Source organism: uncultured Campylobacter sp. (assembly GCF_937980635.1).
Classification (GTDB): domain Bacteria; phylum Campylobacterota; class Campylobacteria; order Campylobacterales; family Campylobacteraceae; genus Campylobacter_B.
This window is the reverse complement of the sequence record NZ_CALJPG010000009.1, coordinates 116,379-134,598: the sequence shown is the minus strand read 5'-3', so window position 1 is coordinate 134,598 and position 18,220 is coordinate 116,379. Positions and strand designations below refer to the sequence as shown.

General features: G+C 47.2%; 17 protein-coding genes. 6 read left to right on the top strand and 11 right to left on the bottom strand.

Translation table 11 applies throughout. The features are described 5' to 3' along the window. The 5 genes from Q0460_RS02025 to thiC form a co-directional block, all read right to left on the bottom strand. The coding region (locus Q0460_RS02025) for a tetrahydrodipicolinate N-succinyltransferase N-terminal domain-containing protein (RefSeq protein ID WP_299084227.1) at positions 1 to 314 on the bottom strand (314 nt) is incomplete at its 3' end. A 14-nt stretch (positions 315 to 328) separates the two neighbouring features. Next, positions 329 to 1,360: a hypothetical protein gene (locus Q0460_RS02020; protein ID WP_299084225.1), complete on the bottom strand. Its 1,032-nt coding sequence runs from the start codon at positions 1,358 to 1,360 to the stop codon at positions 329 to 331. A 26-nt stretch (positions 1,361 to 1,386) separates the two neighbouring features. After that, the gene (locus tag Q0460_RS02015) at positions 1,387 to 2,412 is read right to left on the bottom strand and encodes a hypothetical protein (protein ID WP_299084222.1); all 1,026 of its coding nucleotides are present in this window, start codon (positions 2,410 to 2,412) and stop codon (positions 1,387 to 1,389) included. 951 nt (positions 2,413 to 3,363) lie between these two features. Further along, complete coding sequence (locus tag Q0460_RS02010) at positions 3,364 to 4,458, bottom strand: Mrp/NBP35 family ATP-binding protein (protein ID WP_297880747.1); 1,095 nt, start codon at positions 4,456 to 4,458, stop codon at positions 3,364 to 3,366. After that, the gene (gene thiC, locus Q0460_RS02005; RefSeq protein ID WP_299084235.1) at positions 4,455 to 5,762 is read right to left on the bottom strand and encodes a phosphomethylpyrimidine synthase ThiC; all 1,308 of its coding nucleotides are present in this window, start codon (positions 5,760 to 5,762) and stop codon (positions 4,455 to 4,457) included. The genes Q0460_RS02010 and thiC overlap by 4 nt, the downstream gene beginning before the upstream one ends. Positions 5,763 to 5,979: 217 nt before the next feature. Here thiC and ispF point away from each other — a divergent pair, with 217 nt between their 5' ends. The 5 genes from ispF (at position 5,980) to Q0460_RS01980 (ending at position 12,590) form a co-directional block, all read left to right on the top strand. Beyond that, on the top strand, positions 5,980 to 7,302 hold the full coding sequence (ispF, locus tag Q0460_RS02000) for a 2-C-methyl-D-erythritol 2,4-cyclodiphosphate synthase (RefSeq protein ID WP_299084217.1): 1,323 nt from the start codon (positions 5,980 to 5,982) through the stop codon (positions 7,300 to 7,302). Beyond that, a complete protein-coding gene (locus Q0460_RS01995) occupies positions 7,299 to 8,162 on the top strand; it encodes a response regulator (protein ID WP_299084214.1) in 864 nt (287 codons plus the stop codon). Before ispF ends, Q0460_RS01995 begins: the two co-directional genes overlap by 4 nt. Further along, positions 8,140 to 10,047, top strand: coding sequence for a hypothetical protein (locus tag Q0460_RS01990; protein WP_299084210.1), 1,908 nt, complete (start codon positions 8,140 to 8,142; stop codon positions 10,045 to 10,047). Before Q0460_RS01995 ends, Q0460_RS01990 begins: the two co-directional genes overlap by 23 nt. A gap of 739 nt (positions 10,048 to 10,786) precedes the next feature. Then, entirely contained in the window at positions 10,787 to 11,323 is a 537-nt protein-coding gene (locus tag Q0460_RS01985) for a phosphatidylglycerophosphatase A (protein WP_299084207.1), read from the top strand. Positions 11,324 to 11,879: 556 nt separating this feature from the next. After that, positions 11,880 to 12,590, top strand: a complete 711-nt coding sequence (locus tag Q0460_RS01980; protein WP_299084204.1) for an alpha/beta hydrolase — start codon at positions 11,880 to 11,882, stop codon at positions 12,588 to 12,590. A gap of 461 nt (positions 12,591 to 13,051) precedes the next feature. Here the strand turns inward: Q0460_RS01980 and Q0460_RS01975 are convergent, their stop codons facing one another. Genes Q0460_RS01975 through Q0460_RS01965 form a run of 3 tightly spaced genes read right to left on the bottom strand, consistent with a single transcriptional unit; the run spans position 13,052 to position 14,009 of the window. Beyond that, the gene (locus Q0460_RS01975) at positions 13,052 to 13,519 is read right to left on the bottom strand and encodes a hypothetical protein (protein WP_299084201.1); all 468 of its coding nucleotides are present in this window, start codon (positions 13,517 to 13,519) and stop codon (positions 13,052 to 13,054) included. Next, entirely contained in the window at positions 13,516 to 13,752 is a 237-nt protein-coding gene (locus Q0460_RS01970; RefSeq protein WP_005871317.1) for a hypothetical protein, read from the bottom strand. Before Q0460_RS01970 ends, Q0460_RS01975 begins: the two co-directional genes overlap by 4 nt. Then, positions 13,749 to 14,009 carry a hypothetical protein gene (locus tag Q0460_RS01965; protein WP_299084198.1) on the bottom strand — a complete coding sequence of 87 codons (261 nt, stop codon included), beginning with the start codon at positions 14,007 to 14,009 and terminating at the stop codon, positions 13,749 to 13,751. The genes Q0460_RS01970 and Q0460_RS01965 overlap by 4 nt, the downstream gene beginning before the upstream one ends. Before the next feature lie 69 nt (positions 14,010 to 14,078). Here Q0460_RS01965 and uvrB point away from each other — a divergent pair, with 69 nt between their 5' ends. Further along, a complete protein-coding gene (gene uvrB, locus Q0460_RS01960) occupies positions 14,079 to 16,055 on the top strand; it encodes an excinuclease ABC subunit UvrB (protein ID WP_299084195.1) in 1,977 nt (658 codons plus the stop codon). Between the two features lie 156 nt (positions 16,056 to 16,211). Here the strand turns inward: uvrB and Q0460_RS01955 are convergent, their stop codons facing one another. The 3 genes from Q0460_RS01955 to Q0460_RS01945 all read right to left on the bottom strand — a co-directional run bounded on the left by Q0460_RS01955 (position 16,212) and on the right by Q0460_RS01945 (position 18,170). Next, positions 16,212 to 16,802, bottom strand: coding sequence for a hypothetical protein (locus tag Q0460_RS01955; RefSeq protein WP_297962441.1), 591 nt, complete (start codon positions 16,800 to 16,802; stop codon positions 16,212 to 16,214). Between the two features lie 203 nt (positions 16,803 to 17,005). Then, positions 17,006 to 17,530 (bottom strand): hypothetical protein, encoded by a 525-nt coding sequence (locus Q0460_RS01950; protein WP_299084192.1) that lies wholly within the window; start codon positions 17,528 to 17,530, stop codon positions 17,006 to 17,008. A gap of 187 nt (positions 17,531 to 17,717) precedes the next feature. Then, a complete protein-coding gene (locus tag Q0460_RS01945; protein ID WP_299084189.1) occupies positions 17,718 to 18,170 on the bottom strand; it encodes a hypothetical protein in 453 nt (150 codons plus the stop codon). Positions 18,171 to 18,220: the final 50 nt, after the last annotated feature.

Here is an 18,220-nt window from a genome sequence, read left to right as displayed (position 1 = left end):
TCTGGCTGTAGAAATTTTAAAGCCTCGATCGCCTTTTTTAGGGCTTTGTGCGTTAGCAGAAGGACGCACTCGCTACCGCTAAAATCCACGACCTCGCCGCATTCGGTTAGAGCATGGATTAGCACTGCTGCGCTTACTAGCCCATCTTTAAAATTTACGTGCGCGTAATTCACGCTTAGGCTTTTATGCCCCTCCGCGCGCCCCTTAAATACACGCCCGACCGCCCACATGATCGGATCGCGATAGCCTTTGGCTGCTCGCACGCCCTGTATAAGCTCATTCAACTCCTCTATCGTTTTAAATTCTTTAGACATTCTTACTCCTAAAATTAATTAAAAATATCGTTTATTTTACCGCTTTTTAGGCACTTTTCGCGATCAGCTTCGATTTGTTTTTTAGTCTCAGCGTCCTTGGCAAACACGTTTTCATCTATCAAAATACTTGGTAAATTTATTACAGCCGAGCTATACGAACCGCCAAAGCCGCTTAAATTTTGTCCAAACTCTTTTTTGATGCGCTCATTTTTGCTACTTATATAACCGCCCTCGCAATGAAAATCCGATCCGCCGCCAACACAATAGCACTTCATCTCCGTATCTCCACTATATCCGCGATCATCCATAAAATAGATATTTTCTTTCAAATTTATGCTACTTACCGGATTAAAAACGAGTACGGCTAGAATTTTATTATTATGCGGATTTGATACCTCCCAGCGCACGGCGCTATATGAACTTAGTATCACTACAAGAGGTTTTTGCGTTTTTTCTAACGTTACGTTTATTTTGCTATCTTGCGCACTACTTCCGTAAACGGCGGCTAACCAGATATCAAAATTTTGACCTTTTAGCTTCTCGGCTATTTTGCTTTGTTCGTAAAATTTTACCTCATCCTTAAAATCCACTAAAATATCTGTCGTATGCCAGTTATTTACAAACCAAACCTCGATCTTGTGACGCCCTTTGCTAAATTTATGAGTGACGGCTTTGTTCCTAGCATTTTCAGAGTCATATATCTGCTCGCTGTCTATCGCGATACGCAAATTTGCTCGACTAAAATCCGCCAAAATCATCTTTTGCGTATCCTGCTTGAAGTCGAAAATCCCGACCCAGTAGGCAATAAATTTTTCGGAAGGTATCTTGTGGAACTTATCGTAAGCGAAATTTAAATTTATATTTTCGACCGTTTCCGAGAAAACGACGGTTTTCGGATCGTCTTTATTTAAGTAAAAAGCCAAAAACTTATCCGCCGGAATCTGCTTACCCGCTGTGATCTCACTCGCCCATTTTTGTGTGTCGTTAGCGTTTGCACAAGCAAGAAATACGCAAAAAGCCAGTAAAAATACTCTTAAAATTTTCATTTTTCCTCCAAATTTTAAATTTCATCCTACCTAAACACATCATCCATCGGCGTGCTTTCGCATTTCTTGCGGTCAGCTTCTACCGAGAGTAGGCGAGCTTTGCTTTCGTCTAAAATTTTTGGAGTAATAACAAGCCCCGGCAAATCTAAGGAATTTACGGCGTGCTTGCCGGCAAACGCCCCAAGTCCTCTGCCAAATATCCCGTTTACGCGCCCGTTCATATCATAAATCTCGCTGCCGTCGCAGTGAAAGACATTGCCCGAGATGCACTCGCATTTAAGCCCATCAGCAGCCTCCGTATATCTGTAGTCCTCAACGTAAAGCGCACCGCTTACGCCACGGACGCTACTTATGGGGTTGTAAATTAACACGGCTAGAATTTCATTCTTTTGAGGATTTGAGATCTCCCACTCCACGGCGCGATATGAGCTAAGTAGCAGCACGATGGGCTTATCTGATTTGGCTAAATTTAGCTTGACGCGATTGTTCATCTGAGCGCTTTCATAGATCGCGCCGAGCCACAGGTCGTAGTCCTTATCCGCAGGGATCTTGGCTACGGCGTCCTTTTGACGATAAAAGGGCTCTACGTCTTTAAAATCCACGAAAAGCTCGCTGGAATGCGCGTCATTTAAAAACCACGCTTCGATCTTGTGCTTGCCCTTGCTAAATTTATACGTAAGCGGGCGCTTTTGATTGCTAGATGTCCCGCCTAGCACATCCGTGCCGTCCACGGCAATTACCAGCGTAGACCAGCCGTAATCTCCTAGCACCATCTTTTCGACATCTGCGTCGAAATTAAACTCGCCGACCCAATACGCCATAAGATTTGGAGATGGAATTTCATGGAAGGAATTTCCTTCGTAATTGACGCTGATGCGATCGACATTTTCAGAGAAAATCACCTTCTTAGGCTCATCTTTATTTAGATAAAACGCCAAAAACTTATCCTGCGGGATCTGCGCGTCCGCGGTAATCTCTTTCGCCCATTTTTGCATATTGCTCTCTTGCGCGAACGCCGCAAATGCAAGCACCAAAATAATCAAAAACCTCATTACCGACCTTTCTTATTTCGTATAAAAGTAAAATCCCTAAACCTAAAAACCCTAGGCTTAGGGATTTTGCCGCCTTGGCTTCACAGCCTATACGAATGAAATTCCAGCTGCTTAAATTTCAGCTGCGCGAGAAATTTCCTTGCCGCGACCGCTACGGATAAAATTCCATCCCGAATAAGCTCTACAGAGGCTTTCGCAGATAAGCTCCACCGCCATGAAACCCGGCGAAATAAAATTTAAACCAGTGCAATGCTACGGCTACCGCTAAAAAGCTAGGCGCGATAAATTTCAAGCCTAAAATTCATATTAAAGCCCCATCTTAAAATTTTCAAACAGAGCTTTAGCGCTAAAATTTCACATTTTAAAATTCTGCGGCAAAGCTTTATGCTTAAAATTTTACATTTAAAACTCCAAGGCGGAATTCTACGGCAAATTTTACCTCGTTGAATTGCGCGTTTGGAATTTAATTTTCGCCGTTAAATTCTGCGCTTAGAATTTTATCTGAACCCTCACGCAACGAAGCTTAGGTAAAATTCTAGCTCGAAATTCCAAACTACGAAATTTCGTCTGCCCAAATTTTGTGAGCGTTATAAATTTGCTCAAAATCAAAGCGGAATTTCAAGCTCTAAAATTTAGTATGAAATCCCGTGCTACGAAACTCTACACGAAATTCTATACACAAAAATTTTACTGACGCCGTAAAATTACTTCAAAATTTCATGGCGAAATTTTAACGCAGAATTCCGAGCCGCAAAACCCGCGTGAAATTTTACCCGCTAAATTTACGGGCAAAATTCTATGACGGATTGCATACCGAAATTTTGCGAGTATTATAAAATTTGCAGCAAAATTAGGCGTGAAATTCCAAACTATGAAATTCCGCGCCAAATTCTAATCTGCAAAATTCACGAGAAATTCCACGCGAAATTTGACGCTGCGCCCGCCAAAATCCTAATTCGAGCAGGCGCTCTTTCCGTCCATCACCGGCTGGATCGCGGAGTTGTCCGCCAGCTCCTCGCGATCGATCTTTTCGATCTTTTCCCACAGCTTGCGCGCGGCATCTTCGTAGCGTTTCGCGCTCAAAGAATCTGGCGCGTAGAAGCTTACCGGCTTGCCGCTGTCGCCGCCCTCGCGGATAGCGATCTCGATCGGGATCTCGCCGATTACTTCGGTGTTGTATCGCTGCGCCAGCTTTTGCGCGCCGCCGCGACCGAAGATGTCGTACTCCTTGCCGTTATCTGGGCAGATGAAGCCGCTCATATTCTCGATAAGGCCTGCGATCGGGATATGGAGCTTTTCGAACATATCAAGCCCGCGCGCGCTATCGTCCAGCGCGACCGTCTGCGGCGTCGTTACGCACACGCCCGCCGTCACCGGCACGCTCTGAGCGAGCGTAAGCTGCGCGTCGCCCGTACCCGGAGGCATATCCAAAAAAAGTACGTCCAGATCGCTCCACGCCACGTCTTTTAGCAGCTGCTCGATCGCTTTCATTATCATCGAGCCGCGCCAGATGAGGCTTGCGCCCTCCTCCATCAGCACGCCCATGCTCATCATCTCCACGCCGTGGCTTAAGATCGGCTTTAGCTTCTGCCCCACGACGCTTGCTTGCGTCTTATCCTCTCCCAGCATTCGCGGCAAATTCGGCCCGTAAATATCGGCATCCAAAATCCCCACTCTCTTGCCGAGCTTTGCCGTGCTGATGGCTAAATTTAGCGTCGTCGTGCTCTTGCCTACGCCGCCCTTGCCGCTGCTGATCATCACGAAATGCTTGATCTGCGGCGCGATATTTTTTCCGCTGCGAGAGTTGCTCTTTTCCTCGGCGATCTTCGGCTGTTTGATTAAAATTTCCACGTCCGCGCCGAGTGCCTTTTGCACCGCCGATCTGAGCTCTGCGGCGATCTCCGGCTTGGCGCTGGGGATTTCGATCCCTACGAAAATTCTATCGCCAATCTCGACCTCTTTTACAAATCCAAAATCCACGATGCTTTTAGAAAAGCCCGGATAGATCACGCTTTTAAGCAAATTTAAGACTTCGTCTTTACTCATTCTTTCTCCTTATTTTCGGTTAAATTTCTACTGATTTTATATGCGCAAAATTTCGGCCCGCACATCGAGCAAAACTCCGCGCCTTTGTAAATTTCATCGCCCAGGCTCTCGTCGTGCAGCTCGCGCGCATGCGCAGGATCGAAGCTAAGCTCAAACTGCCTGTTCCAATCAAAATTATACCTCGCATCGCTCATCTCGTGATCGCGCTCTATCGCGCCCGCTTTGCCTAGCGCGACGTCCGCGGCGTGAGCGGCGATTTTGTGCGCGATGATGCCCTCTCTGACGTCTTTTGCATTGGGAAGCCCCAGATGCTCCTTGGGCGTTACGTAGCAGAGCATGCTGGCGCCGCAATACGCAGCCATCGTCCCACCGATAGCCGAGCTGATGTGATCGTAGCCCGCGCCGATGTCGGTCGGAAGCGGCCCCAGCACGTAAAACGGCGCGTCGCGGCAGAGCTTGCGCTCTAGCTGCATATTAAGCTCGATCTCATTAAACGGAATGTGTCCCGGCCCCTCGATCATCACCTGCACGTTTTTTTCATTCGCGCGCAGGGCTAGCTCGCCTAAAATTTCAAGCTCGCTAAGCTGCGCTCTATCGGTCGCGTCGTATAAGCAACCCGGGCGCAAGCCGTCGCCTAGAGATAGCGATACGTCGTAGGCGGCGCAGATATCGCAAATTTCATCAAACGCTTCGTAGAAGGGGTTTTGTTTATGAAATTTCATCATCCACGACGCTATCAGCGAGCCGCCTCTGCTTACGATACCCATCTTGCGACGGGACAGCAGCGGCATAAACTCTAGCTTAAAGCCCGCATGGATCGTGAAATAATCCACCCCCTGCCGCGCCTGCTTCTCGATCGCACTAAGAATAGCGCTCGTTTTTAAATTTTTAATATCGCCCAGCTCATGGATCGTCTGATAGATCGGCACCGTGCCTATGGGTACGGGCGAGCGCTCGATTATCGCGGCGCGGATCTCGTCCAAATCGCCGCCCGTGCTTAGATCCATCACCGTATCGGCGCCGTACTTTAAGCAAGCCTCAAGCTTTTCCAGCTCGCCCTCGATATCACTCGTCGTGCCAGAAGAGCCGATGTTGGCGTTGATCTTGCACCGCAGCGCGCGCCCGATACCGATAGGCTTTAAGCTTTTGTGATTAACGTTTGCGGGGATGATCGCTCTTCCTTGCGCGAGCAGATCGCACAAGGCCCGCACATCCATACGCTCGCTTTGCGCGACCTCTCTCATCTGCGGCGTCGGCTCGCCCTTTTTTGCAAAATAGATCTGCGTTACGCAGCTTTCAGTCATTTTCGCCTCGCTTCTTAAAAATTCGCGTATAATATAACAAATTTCATTAATCCTTACTTTTCTTTTGCCGTTTATTTTCGTAACGCAGGCTGGAATTTTACCGCCGCGCTGCGTAAATTTACGCCTAAACTTAAGATATTTTAGCCCGCAAGCCGCGATTAATTTTGCTTTCATTTTTAATACGTATAATTTCGTAACAAAATTTCAAGGATAAAATTTGAAAGATATATCGCTGATTTTGCTCGCCGCGGGCGATTCGAGTAGGTTTGAGCTCCCTGTCAAAAAGCAGTGGCTGCGCGTGGGCGAGCTGCCGCTTTGGCAATACGTCGCGCAGAATATCGCGCGGGCGCACCCATTTAAAAAAATCATAATCGCCATGAACGAGGAGGATGTGGGCTACTGTGAGCGCCTCTATGCGTGCAGCTCGGCTTCGGCGCGCGGCAAAAGCGCAGAGTGCGGCACGAGCGAGTATAAATTTCAAAGCGAGCGGGGCGGGATCGGATGCGGCGCAGATGATCTAAACGACGCAAGCAAGCCGCGGGGCGCGGAAAATTTTAAAGCTCAAGTCGAATGCGGCGCAGATGAATGCGGCTCTGCAAATTTAAAATTTCACTTCGTCCCAGGCGGCGCAAATCGCCAAAGCTCGCTAAAAAACGCGCTAAAGCTCGTAGAGAGCGAGCTCGTGCTCGTAAGCGACGTAGCGCGCGCGCAAATTTCGCCCGAGCTGATCTCCTCGCTGATACGAAATTTAGGCGACGCGGACTGTATCAGCCCCTATCTTGGCGTAAACGACACGACCTATCTCGGCGAGCGCATTGTGGAGCGAGAGGAGCTGCGCCTCATCCAAACGCCGCAGCTTTCGCGCACGGCGCTACTTAAAAAGGTGCTTGAGGGAAGCGAAATTTTTACCGACGACAGCGCGGCAGTCGGCAGCGCGGGCGGGCGGTTGGAATTTATAAAAGGCGAGGCGGGCGCGCTTAAAATTACGCGCGCAAGCGATCTAGCGGCGCTAAATTTAAAACCCTGCTCGCGCGATATTTTTTGCGGCACGGGTTACGACGTGCACGCGCTTGAAAAAGGCGCGGGCATCGTGCTTGGCGGCGTGCAAATTCCATGCGAGTTCGCGCTGATCGCGCATAGCGACGGCGACGTAGCGATCCACGCCCTAATCGACGCTATTTGCGGCGCGGCGATGCTGGGTGATATCGGCGAGCTCTTCCCCGACAGCGACGCCAAGCTTAAAGGCGCGGACAGCAAGGAGCTGTTACGAAAGGTAATGCGGCGCGTCAGGGGCTACGGCTACGAGCTCGTAAATGCCGATATTACGATCATCGCGCAGCGCCCGAAAATCGGCATTTACAAAGCGCAGATGCAAGAGGTTTTGAGCGAAATTTTAAACTGCGCGCGCGTCAATGTCAAAGCAACCACGACCGAAGGGCTGGGATTTACGGGCAGAAGCGAAGGCATCGCCGCGCAGGCTGCGGTAAGCTTAAAATTTTACGACTGGCAAAAGCACGCGGAAAAGGCGCAGGGCGTATGAAAATTTTAATAATCGAGAGCGAAAGCTATCTTGCTCAAAGTATCGCAAACAAGCTGGGCGCGCTGGGGCATGAATGCACTAACGCGGCGAGTTTGGCGACCGCGGCGGCTCTTGCGGAGGAGTTTGAGGCGGTGCTGCTCTCTACGAGCTGGAGCGGCGCGAGTTTTTATCCGCTGATCGAGAAATTTAGGCGCTCGATCATAATTTTGATGGTCGCCTACGTCGATAGCGAAACGGTGTTAAACCCCGTAAAAGCGGGCGCTACTGATTATATCCAAAAGCCTTTTATGATAGAGGAGCTCATAAAAAAGATCGAGCATTACGCGCAGTTTCGCTCGCTAAAATCGCAAAACGAAGCCTACGAAGCACTGCTTAAAGATATCTCTCTTTCGTGCGAAATACCGCCCGCGCGTTTAGCGCAGATAAAATTCCCGCTTCTTTTGCGCGGCGATGCGGCGGCTCGGGCTGCGGCGGTATTTAAGATCGCGCTTGCGCTAAAATCGCGCCTTAAAATTCTATCCTCGCAAAGCCCTGAACTGCTAGAACGCGGCGCAGAGATTTTTTACGCACCAGATTTTGATAGCCTAAGCGGCGCGCAGAAGGAAAAATTTCTAAGCAAAACCAAATCCATGCGCGTAATCGTCGGATCCATCGGCGCGCAAAAGGGCTTTAGCGACGAAATTACGCTTGGCAGCAGCAAAGAACGCAGTGAAATTTTAAGCATCGAAGAATACGTAAAGCTCACGATCGTAGCGCACCAAGACGAGTATTTCGACTCCGATCTGGCGGCGGCACTCGGGATTTCTAGAAAATCACTTTGGGAGAAAAGGAAAAAATATGGCATCGCAAGAAAAAAATAGCCGCGCGCATCCGGTACGGATCGCAGGCGAGATAGAAATTTCACGCGATGCGGACAATTTGCACGAAATAAAACCGCTTGAAAGTGAAGGAATTTCAAGCGGCACAAAAACTCTAAATGCTACAAAAGCTTCGAGTGACGCGGCGCAGAATTTAGAAGCGAAGCAAAATTTAAAAGCATCACAGAACTCAAAAGCAAAGCGTGATTTAAAAACGATGCGGAATTTAAAAATGTCAAAGACGAGCAATGCCAGAAAAGACGAGGCGCGAGCTAAGGGCGCAGCATGGAATTTAAAAGCAGAGCAAGCCGGAAGCGAGAGCAAAGGCGCAAATAATAGCGCAACGCAAATCCGCAAGATAGTAATCTCGCGCTCCGACCTAAACGTCTTGAGCCTGCTCGCAAACGGCGCTTTCGGCAAGAGCTGCGAGCTACTGCGCCCAAGCAAGCTAAGCGTATGCGGTATAAATTTCGTTTTTTCCTACGCGGACGCAAAAAAGGGCGATATTTTAGAGCTTTATCTTAGCAAGGACGGCATAGCCGAACGCGCCAAAAATTCGCTTAGCGGCGAGAGCGGCGCGTATTTGCTAGCTAAAGAACCTCGCAACTTGCAGGATGGAGTTTCTGCTGCGGCGCAAAATGAGCAGAATTTTGCGAAAAGCAGCACGGATTTCGCGCGCACTGCAAGTGCAAAAAGTGCTATAAACGCCACAAGCGAGGGCTTAGACCATATAGAAAGTCTTGCCGCGAGCTATGATCAAACTTTTACTTGCAGCGCAGATACAAAATCTGCGAAAAACGCCGCTTTGGATTTGGCGAAAAGCTCCAGCGAAAATTCTGCGGCAAATTCCGCGCGGAGCTTTACCGAAAATTCTGCGATCAATCGCGTTTGTAGCGCAGATGCAAAATCCGTAGCAAATTTGGCGAGAAATTTTATCTCAGATTCCACCGAAAATTTCATCAAAAATTCCACTGCAAATCCCGCCTCTTGCGAGCTTGTCGCGCGCATAGACGTTAGCGACGTTTATGCTCCAAGCGCAAGCGAGGTCGCAGACTCGGTGTTTCAAAACGCGTACGCAGAGCAAACTGCGGTGCAAGGGCGCATCACGCTGCTAAAAAATGAGCTTGCAGAGCAAATCGCGCGCATAAAAAAAGTCGCAAGCTCGCTTGCCGCGCCTAAAATTTCAGCGTTTTTTACTTGCGCCGATCCGATCCACCGCGTGCATGAGCGGCTGATTAGGCATATGATCGATAAGGCGGATTTCGTGGTGATTTTTTTAACCGGCACGAGCAGCGCGGATGCCCTGCCCTACGAACTACGCAAAAAAACGCTAAGCTATTTGCTGCAAAATTTTTTGGTCGCGCAACGCGCCATGATGATCGATCTGGGCTCGCTTGCGATTTTTGACGACAAGCCCGCCCTGCAATGCGCGATCGCAAAAAATTTAGGTATAAACAAAATAATTTTCGGGCAAAATCACGCAAATATGGAGCTGTTTTTCGATAGAGGCGGCGTGCATTCGGTGCTGGACGAGTATCAAAAGCGCGGCGAAATAGAGATTTTGCTGATGCCAGAATACGTCTATTGCGAGAAGTGCAAGGTGCTCGTAAGCACCAAAAACTGCCCTCACGGCGCTCATCATCACGTGCATTACCGCACACAAAATCTCAAGGCACTGCTGCGCGCGGGGATTTTGCCGCCCGCGATTTTTATGCGTAAAGAGATCTCGGCGATGATTTTAAGCGAGCTTTTTCCCGCGCGGTTTTCAGATCTACAAAAGCTCTACGACGAGCTTTTTCCAAACAGCGGGATCTTACAGAGCCACGGCGAGAGCGAGTTTTACGAGCAGCTTATGCAGCTGTATCAAACCAGCGCGCTAAAGACGTAGTGCCCGAGAGCGCAACGCAAAAATGACGCGGAATTTGCGGCATCTAGGCGGAGGGTAAAATTTCGCGACGTTAGAATTTACAGCGGCTAGACGTAAAGTCAAATCTCATAGTGCGGAAAGAATAAACTGCGCGAAATTTTAGGAATAAAGAGCGGCGGACGCAGATTTGGCGTAAAATTTTGCGGTATAACGAAGCTAAATTTTTAAAACAAGCGATGCGCTAAAAGAGGTTTTAAATCTTAAAGACGCGGGTACGTAGCAAATTTATAACGACGCAATAAAATCATGCGGCGAAACGGATTTAAAATTTTAAGGCGCGGCATATGCGTAAATTAGCAGTGTAGCGGATCTAAAATTTAAGCTTTCGGCAAGCGAGTTTAAATTTAGCCAGATGCTCGCAGTAAGTCGCAGTGCATAAATTTGGGCGAGGCGCAACGACTGCTCGCTCGCGCAAAATGCCGTGCGTTTGCGGACGGGTTTGAAAACTCCGCGCAGGCGAGCAAAATTTTAAAATTTTTACGCAAATGAGTAGAATTTTAAAATTCCTGCGTTAATGAGCAAAATTCGTGGCGAGCGAGTAGAACTGATTTCGTGTAGGCGGGCGAAATTTAAATTCTATATGCACGAACAAAATTTAAAATTTCTGTGCGTGGGCGAATTTAAAATTTTCGCACGCGAGCGAATGCTCTAATTAAAATAAGCGGTAAAATTTTAAAAAGCAAAATTTAAAAGGACAATTATGGATAAAATTTTCGTTACATTTTTCGGCGCGGGGTTGCTAAGGCCCGCGCCCGGCACCTGGGGCAGCATCGCAGGCTGGATAGTGGGGCTTGCAATCTTGATGCTCGCGGGCGAGGTGACGCTGTTTTTGTGCGCCGGCCTCGTTTTTTTCGTCTCGCTTAAGATCGTAAGCGATTACGAAAGGCGGGTAGGCGCGCACGATAACAGCGAGATCGTAATCGACGAGGTCGTGGGGGTGTGGATCGCGATGTGCGTCGCAGCGCCCGCGGGCGAGATCTTTTCGCTGCCGCTGCCGGAGCTGATCGCGGGCTTTGAGAGCAGCAGGATATCGATCGTCGCGATGATTTTGGCGCTACTGTTTTTCAGAGCGTTTGACATCCGCAAACCCTCGATCATCGGGCGCGTGGATCGCGACGTAAAGGGCGGGCTCGGCGTGATGCTAGATGACGTGCTGGCTGGCTTTTTCGCGGGGCTCGGGGTTTTGATAGTTATCTCTTTAGGGATCAGGCTCGGTGCCGCGGGATTGATTTTTTAAGCTTTTTTTGGGCGGATTACTGAGAATACAGCGCGATTGCGAGCGCTGCACGGGCCTCTATCAAGCACCAAAAATTTTAGAAACTGCATCTTGAGCGCGGCTTATGAAATTAGTGCAAATTTAACTTCTGAGGCGCGAGCACGCTTGGAATTTAAAATTTAAGCGGTATTTATCCGCGCAGCCTGCAAATAAAGCAAACGTAAAAATTAAAATTTTGCACGAGTCGCGATAAAATTTGCATGAGCTTAAATTTTAAATTTCGCAGTCTGCAGAATTCTACGGCGTGAAAATTTTAAGACACAAATTTCAGGGCACGCGCAGTTGCGATATAAAATTTCGTAGCAAGAATTTTTGCAGTCTGACGGCGCAAAATTTCTACGATATAGAATTTTAAAACAAAGCGGCAGGCGCAACTCGAGCGTAAAATTTTAAAATTTATCGCTGATCGCAGACAATCTAGCAGGGCGTGCTATTAAATTCCAGCAATATTTATGGTTTTGTTTGTAGCATTGCCGCAAATGCGGGTATCTACACAAAAAATTTAAAGGAACGAAAAATGCAAAAGAGCGCGATTGAGATACGCGGCATTCCCGCCGCCGTTTGGGGGAACCGCTCGGAAAAGGCCTATATCTACGCTCACGGGCAGGGCGGAAGCAAGGAGGATGCGGAGCTTTTGGCTTCCGTCGTTTGCGAGCAAGGCTGGCAGGTTATTAGCTTTGATCTGTCCGGGCACGGACAGAGGCGGCGCGAGCCCGCTTCTTGCGATCCGCGACACGCTATTTTGGAATTTCGCGAAATCTTATCGTATGCAAAGAAGCGCTGGGACGAGATCGCGCTGTTTGCCGTTAGCCTAGGGGCATGGCTCGGCCTGCAAAGCTTTCGCGACGAAAAGCTTAGCGACTGCCTCTTCGTCTCGCCGATACTTGATATGAAATACGTTATTTCGAATATAATGTGCCAAGCTGGCGTTAGCGAGGAGCGATTGAAGCAAGAGCGGATGATTTTGACCCCTGCCGGGCAACCGCTTTTTTGGGAATATTGGAGTTTTGTTTTGAATAATCCGATCACTAAGTGGGAAACGCCCAGTAGAATTCTATATGCAGAAAACGACGATATCACGCCTCTTTGTATCGTTAGAAATTTCGCGCAGAAGTTCGACTGCGACTTAAGCGTTATGAAAAACGGAGAGCATTGGTTTCATACGCCGCAGCAGCTAGATTACTTACGCAGATGGATCAAATCGGCGATAGGCGATAAAATTCTATGAGAGATTTTAAAACTCACGCCCAAACCCGCACCTATAAAATTCCACGCGTTTTCGGGGTGCTAATTTCATAAATTTAAGATGATCTTGATATTTTGCTTTAATGCACTTGTTTTATAAGGCGCTTTTCGTAAACCCCAGCTCACATCGCTGTCGTACGGGGCATCTAGCTTCAAAGCATACATCTCATAAATTTAACCGCAATAGCATAAATCATGACCGATATAAATTAGAAACTAAAATATGATTAAATTTAGCCGATAAACTGTCAATACAAATGCAAAAATGCCAATTTTAAAGCTAAATTTCAAAAATGCCTATAAAGATGAATTCTTGAGATCTTAGCATGTTTTTGGCACGAGGTGCGAGCCGACGCACGGCTACGCACTTCACTAGCACTATCGCGCTTATGCTACACGGATGCTTTACGAATCCATAGCAGTCGCGCAATTAAATTTTAAAAATTATTTGCCTATCCTAAAGCCATTTAGCTTCATATAAGTCGTATCTTTATGAAATGCTTCGCAGCGCTCCCTGTTGCGGTTGATGTTTTCGGTTGTGAAGAAATAGCCATCACTATCTTGACGCAAGGTAATCGTCGCGCAAAAGATCATATCATTTTTCAGTTTCGGTCCTACGCCATAGGTAAAGCTTTGATTGACTGCTAAGCTACGTGCCAGATCGCTATCACTAAACTGTCTGGAACCCGTCATGCTCTTTAGCTCGCGAAAGCCACCTTGATTTAAGTAGTCGCGTTGTATATCTTTAAATACGCCTTCAAGCTCGACTGCATAAGCTTTTACTAAAACCTCATCCTTAGCACCGCTTAATTTAGGATATATTATTTTTACTATCACGAAGATTATAATAGCTAAAAATATTATCCCGCTTACGCCGCCGCCTACTGCCGCACCTTTTCTCATTTTCATCATTTTACTCCTTCGTCGATGTCCTTTACCAAGGCATCTATTTTTTTATTAAGCATGAAATTTTCGTAACTTTTTTGGATATAGGCTTCAAGCAGTTCGCCCGCATCCAGATGATCGCTGCCGCGAGTTAAAATCCGCCAGTCCCTGCCGAAGACCTTCGCAAAGTCATCATCCAGGCTTATCGCGTATTTTTTCGTCAAAGACTTACTCGTCAGCTGAACTGAAATTTCTTTCATTTCTCGCCCAAATTGTCGCCTGCCAAAATATCGTCGATCTGCTTGCTTAGATCCTCGTCGCTCATCTTGCGATACGCCAGATCATTTTCTAGCGTGCCAAGCTGCATTCCCAAAGCCTCGTTTTGCGCCTTGACCGTCGCTAGCTCGGTACGTAGCTTTTCGTTTTCCTCTCTAGCCTCGGTATATCGTCTAATCAGCTCAGCTACTTTATTGCTTAAGCCCTCGACCTTTTTCTCTTCGTCAAAGATTGATTCCATTATTTCGCCTTTTCTGATATAATTTAAATGAAAATATTACCCAATTTTGGCTTTAAAAAAGGAAAAATTTTGCAAAATTTTAAAATCGAGAGCAAATTCTCCCCGAGCGAGGATCAAGAAAAAGCGATCGAAGGCATCGTCGCGGGCTTTCAAAGCGGCAACAAATACCAAACTCTTCTCGGCGTTACCGGCTCGGGCAAAACATTTACCATGGCAAATATCATCAAGCGCCTTGCAATTCCCGCGCTCGTAATGACGCATAATAAATCTCTCGCGGCGCAGCTTTATAGCGAATTTAAGGGCTTTTTCCCGCAAAATCACGTCGAGTATTTCATCAGCTATTACGATTACTATCAGCCCGAGGCCTACATCCCTAGGCAGGATCTTTTCATCGAAAAGGACAGCGATGTAAACCAAGAGCTCGAGCGCTTGCGGCTAAGCGCCACGGCGAGTTTGCTAAGCTTTGATGACGTCATCACCGTGGCGTCGGTTTCGGCAAACTACGGCCTGGGCGATCCCGCCGAATATAAAGGCATGGTGCTGTTTTTTGAGATCGGATCAAAATTTAGCACTAAATTTTTGCTTCGCAAGCTCGTCGATATGGGCTACAAGCGCAACGACGATTTTTTTGATCGCGGGAATTTTCGCGTAAACGGCGACGTGATCGACATCTACCCCGCGTATTTTAACGACGAAGCATTTAGGATTGAGTTTTTCGGCGATGAGATAGAGGCGATGTATCATCTGGACGTGCTCGAAAATAAAAAGACGCAGAGCGTCAAAAAATTTATTCTCTATCCGACGAGCCAGTTCATCGTGGGCGAGCAGCGCCTGAAATCGACGATCAAAGGGATCGAGGAGGAGCTTGAGCAGAGGTTGAAATTTTTCGAGGACGCGGGCAAGCTCGTAGAGGCGCAGCGGCTGAAAGGGCGAGTGGAGTTTGATCTTGAGATGCTGGGCGCTACGGGGATGTGCAAGGGGATCGAAAACTACGCGCGCTATCTGACCGGCCAAAAGCCGGGCGAGACGCCCTATTCGCTCTTTGACTACTACGAGAGCAAGGGCAAGGACTACCTCGTCATCGTCGATGAAAGCCACGTGAGCCTGCCGCAGTTTCGCGGGATGTTCGCAGGAGATCGCAGCCGTAAAGAAACGCTCGTAGAATACGGCTTTCGCCTGCCGTCAGCACTTGACAATCGCCCGCTGATGTTTGATGAGTTTATCAATAAAAAGGCTAAATTTCTATTCGTCTCTGCAACGCCAAATGATTACGAGCTGGATCTTAGCCGCGGAGCCGTATATGAGCAGATACTGCGCCCGACGGGACTACTCGATCCGCAGATTATCTTAAAAGACAGCGACAACCAGGTCGAAATTTTACACGATATGGCAAAGGAGGTCATCGCACGCGGCGAGCGGATCTTAGTGACCGTGCTAACCAAAAAGATGGCGGAGGAGTTGAGCAAATACTATTTGGAGCTTGGGCTTAAGGTCAAATATATGCACTCAGACATCGATGCGATCGAGCGCAACGAGCTGATCCGCGGCCTTCGCAGCGGCGAATACGATATGCTAATCGGTATAAATCTGCTCCGCGAGGGGCTCGATCTGCCCGAAGTAAGCCTAATAGCAATCATGGATGCCGACAAGGAGGGCTTTTTGCGCTCGCGCACGAGCCTCATTCAGACGATGGGGCGAGCCGCGCGAAACGTGCATGGGCAGGTCGTGATGTTTTGCAAAAAGATCACCGCTTCGATGCAAGAGGCGATCGACATCACCCAAAAGCGCCGCAAATTTCAAGATGAATACAACCGCGCTCACGGCATAACCCCGCATTCTGCGAGCCGTAATATCGAGGAGAGCCTAAAGATCGAGGACGGAACCGAAATTTTAAGAAAGGGCGCCAATCTCGAAAAAATGCCTGCCGCCGAGCGCGCCAAGATCGTAAAGGAGCTCCGCAAGCAGATGCTCGAAGCCGCAGCGGCTCTGGAGTTTGAAAAGGCCGCCGCACTGCGCGATGAGATCGCAAAACTTAGGAAGCTGTAAATCGCAAGGCCCGAAACGTCGTAAAATTTTGTCGTGAAGTAAGGCGTGAAATTTACACGTTAAATTCCGTCGAACAGAGTGTGAAATTTACACGATTTAAGGGCGAAATTTATGCGCTAGATTTGCGCAAGCCCTTACCATAAATCCGTCAATGAATTAAAGCTTGTCACAATTTTCTCTTTTAAATTTTGATATGGTATCCAAAACAATAAAAATTAAAACCATATGAGACATTGCTAGCATAAACCATTTCTTCGGTGTAATATAATATCCTCTATCCGCAAATCTCATAAAATATCTATGCCCTTTTATGCTTTCTCGTTCGCCTAAATTATCGTCTAAAATAAGAATTTGATAAGCCGTTTTCGTTTTAAACGGAAAGGGGAATTTGGAATACCAAATCCTAACTTTGCGATCTTGCAAAAGATCAAAACGTAGTATATCTCTTTGTTTGTCATATATATAAAATTCATCTATCCCTTTATAATTTAGTCCCAAGGAAACCTTCTCTACGGCTTTTCTTTCGCTATCATAAAATTGCAATAACCACCAGCTTCCTCCCCTTAACGCGGAATCGCTAGTAAAACCTGTTATTATGCCATCTGTGATTTTGAGATCACTTAAATTTTTTGGATTAGACAAAGCGACTATATAATACCATGCGTAAGCGACCAATATTAAGCAAAAGCAGATCTTTATCTTATCCCAAATGCTTAGCCATTCATAAAAATTCCTAATTGCTTTCACACCGACCTTTTAATTTAAATATTCTTATTTTAGCGCCGATCCCTTAAGTAAGTATATAAAAATTTGGCTCAACAGAACTTTAATGCAAATACAAGGGGTACTAAGTTACAATAAGCCAAATTTAAACATTCGTCCAAACCCGCCGCTTAACGCCATCTTTGCAGCTCTTTTATAAGGTTTCGCAGCTTTCACCTCATCGAAATTTAGCAGAATTTATCGTCTTTTGGAATATAGGTGCCTCGGTTGAAAAAATAGCATAAAAGAAAAACTAATATGCAAATCGGGGCTATAAAGATTCCGTATAAAGTGCCGGCGCCGCTTAACTCATCTCGCGAACCTCCCATTGCCGAAGATAGAAATAGCAAAGTGGGAAATAAAACCAAGACTAAGCTAGCCGTATTCTCAAAAGTAAAAATCGTCAAACTGGTATCTTGATTTTTTATGAAAAAGCTGCTGTATTTTTTTGTCTTGTAGCACTTTAAACAAAATGCCGTCAAACAAATGGATAAAACTACCGCCACACAAAACAAAAGAGGCTCGGGCATCTGAATATCCACGTAGGAAATAAGTCGCGAAGCTACCGATGCAATGCCGAACAAAAGCGCTAAAAATACCATACTAGAGCACCTAATTAGCCTATGTTTATCGTATCGCTTCTTTAAATTCTCCGGTATTGCGGCGAATTTTTCGTCTAGCTCTTTTATCTCGGCTTGAAATTTTTCGCTCACGGCTCACTCCTTTTAAGCGTTTAAATTTTAGAGATTATATCAAATTCGGCGTCGCGCCTTTTTGATGCCGCACCTTGCGGTTAAATTTTAAAATTTACCGCGTTATATTCGCGAAGAGCCGAAAAATTTCAAACTCGGTAAAGCATTAAAATTCCCGTCCGCCTTTAAATTTAGCATTTTACCGCAGTTAGCAAAGCTCCAAATTTTCCACGCGCAGCGGTCTTTCGCCCTCGAAAATCACCCCGATGCCGAAAGGATCGCAAATATCAAGCGCGCCCTCGGCAAATCTCATCAGCCACTGCGTATCGCGCGCGTAAAACGTGCATTGCGGAAGCTCAAACGGCAGATCGCAAACGGGCACGTCAAGCAGCCTAAGCTCATCCTCGCTCAAACGATACTCGCGCCTAAGCTCGTCTCGCAGGAAGGCAAGGGCGTCTTTTACGTACCGATCGATATTTCGGGCGATCCGCCGAGCAAGCAAAATCGTCTCATCGTCCACATCCGCCGTATCTGCAGACACGAGGCAAAACGGTACCTCACCGAAGCTTTCGCTTTTTAGCTTCAGCTCCGCGTACCAAATGAAGCCCTCGTCCGTCGCGACTTTTTCAAGCTCGCCAAATTTCCAAGCCATTTTTTGCATTTTATTTCCGCCTCATATTTTCGCGTCGTTTTTTAAAATTTCGATGCCGC

Coding starts and splice junctions, on each gene's coding strand:
- Q0460_RS02020 (WP_299084225.1), bottom strand. CDS start 1,360: ATGAAAATTTTAAGAGTATTTTTACTGGCTTTTTGCGTATTTCTTGCT.
- Q0460_RS02015 (WP_299084222.1), bottom strand. CDS start 2,412: ATGAGGTTTTTGATTATTTTGGTGCTTGCATTTGCGGCGTTCGCGCAA.
- Q0460_RS02010 (WP_297880747.1), bottom strand. CDS start 4,458: ATGAGTAAAGACGAAGTCTTAAATTTGCTTAAAAGCGTGATCTATCCG.
- thiC (WP_299084235.1), bottom strand. CDS start 5,762: ATGACTGAAAGCTGCGTAACGCAGATCTATTTTGCAAAAAAGGGCGAG.
- Q0460_RS01995 (WP_299084214.1), top strand. CDS start 7,299: ATGAAAATTTTAATAATCGAGAGCGAAAGCTATCTTGCTCAAAGTATC.
- Q0460_RS01990 (WP_299084210.1), top strand. CDS start 8,140: ATGGCATCGCAAGAAAAAAATAGCCGCGCGCATCCGGTACGGATCGCA.
- Q0460_RS01985 (WP_299084207.1), top strand. CDS start 10,787: ATGGATAAAATTTTCGTTACATTTTTCGGCGCGGGGTTGCTAAGGCCC.
- Q0460_RS01980 (WP_299084204.1), top strand. CDS start 11,880: ATGCAAAAGAGCGCGATTGAGATACGCGGCATTCCCGCCGCCGTTTGG.
- Q0460_RS01975 (WP_299084201.1), bottom strand. CDS start 13,519: ATGATGAAAATGAGAAAAGGTGCGGCAGTAGGCGGCGGCGTAAGCGGG.
- Q0460_RS01970 (WP_005871317.1), bottom strand. CDS start 13,752: ATGAAAGAAATTTCAGTTCAGCTGACGAGTAAGTCTTTGACGAAAAAA.
- Q0460_RS01965 (WP_299084198.1), bottom strand. CDS start 14,009: ATGGAATCAATCTTTGACGAAGAGAAAAAGGTCGAGGGCTTAAGCAAT.
- Q0460_RS01945 (WP_299084189.1), bottom strand. CDS start 18,170: ATGCAAAAAATGGCTTGGAAATTTGGCGAGCTTGAAAAAGTCGCGACG.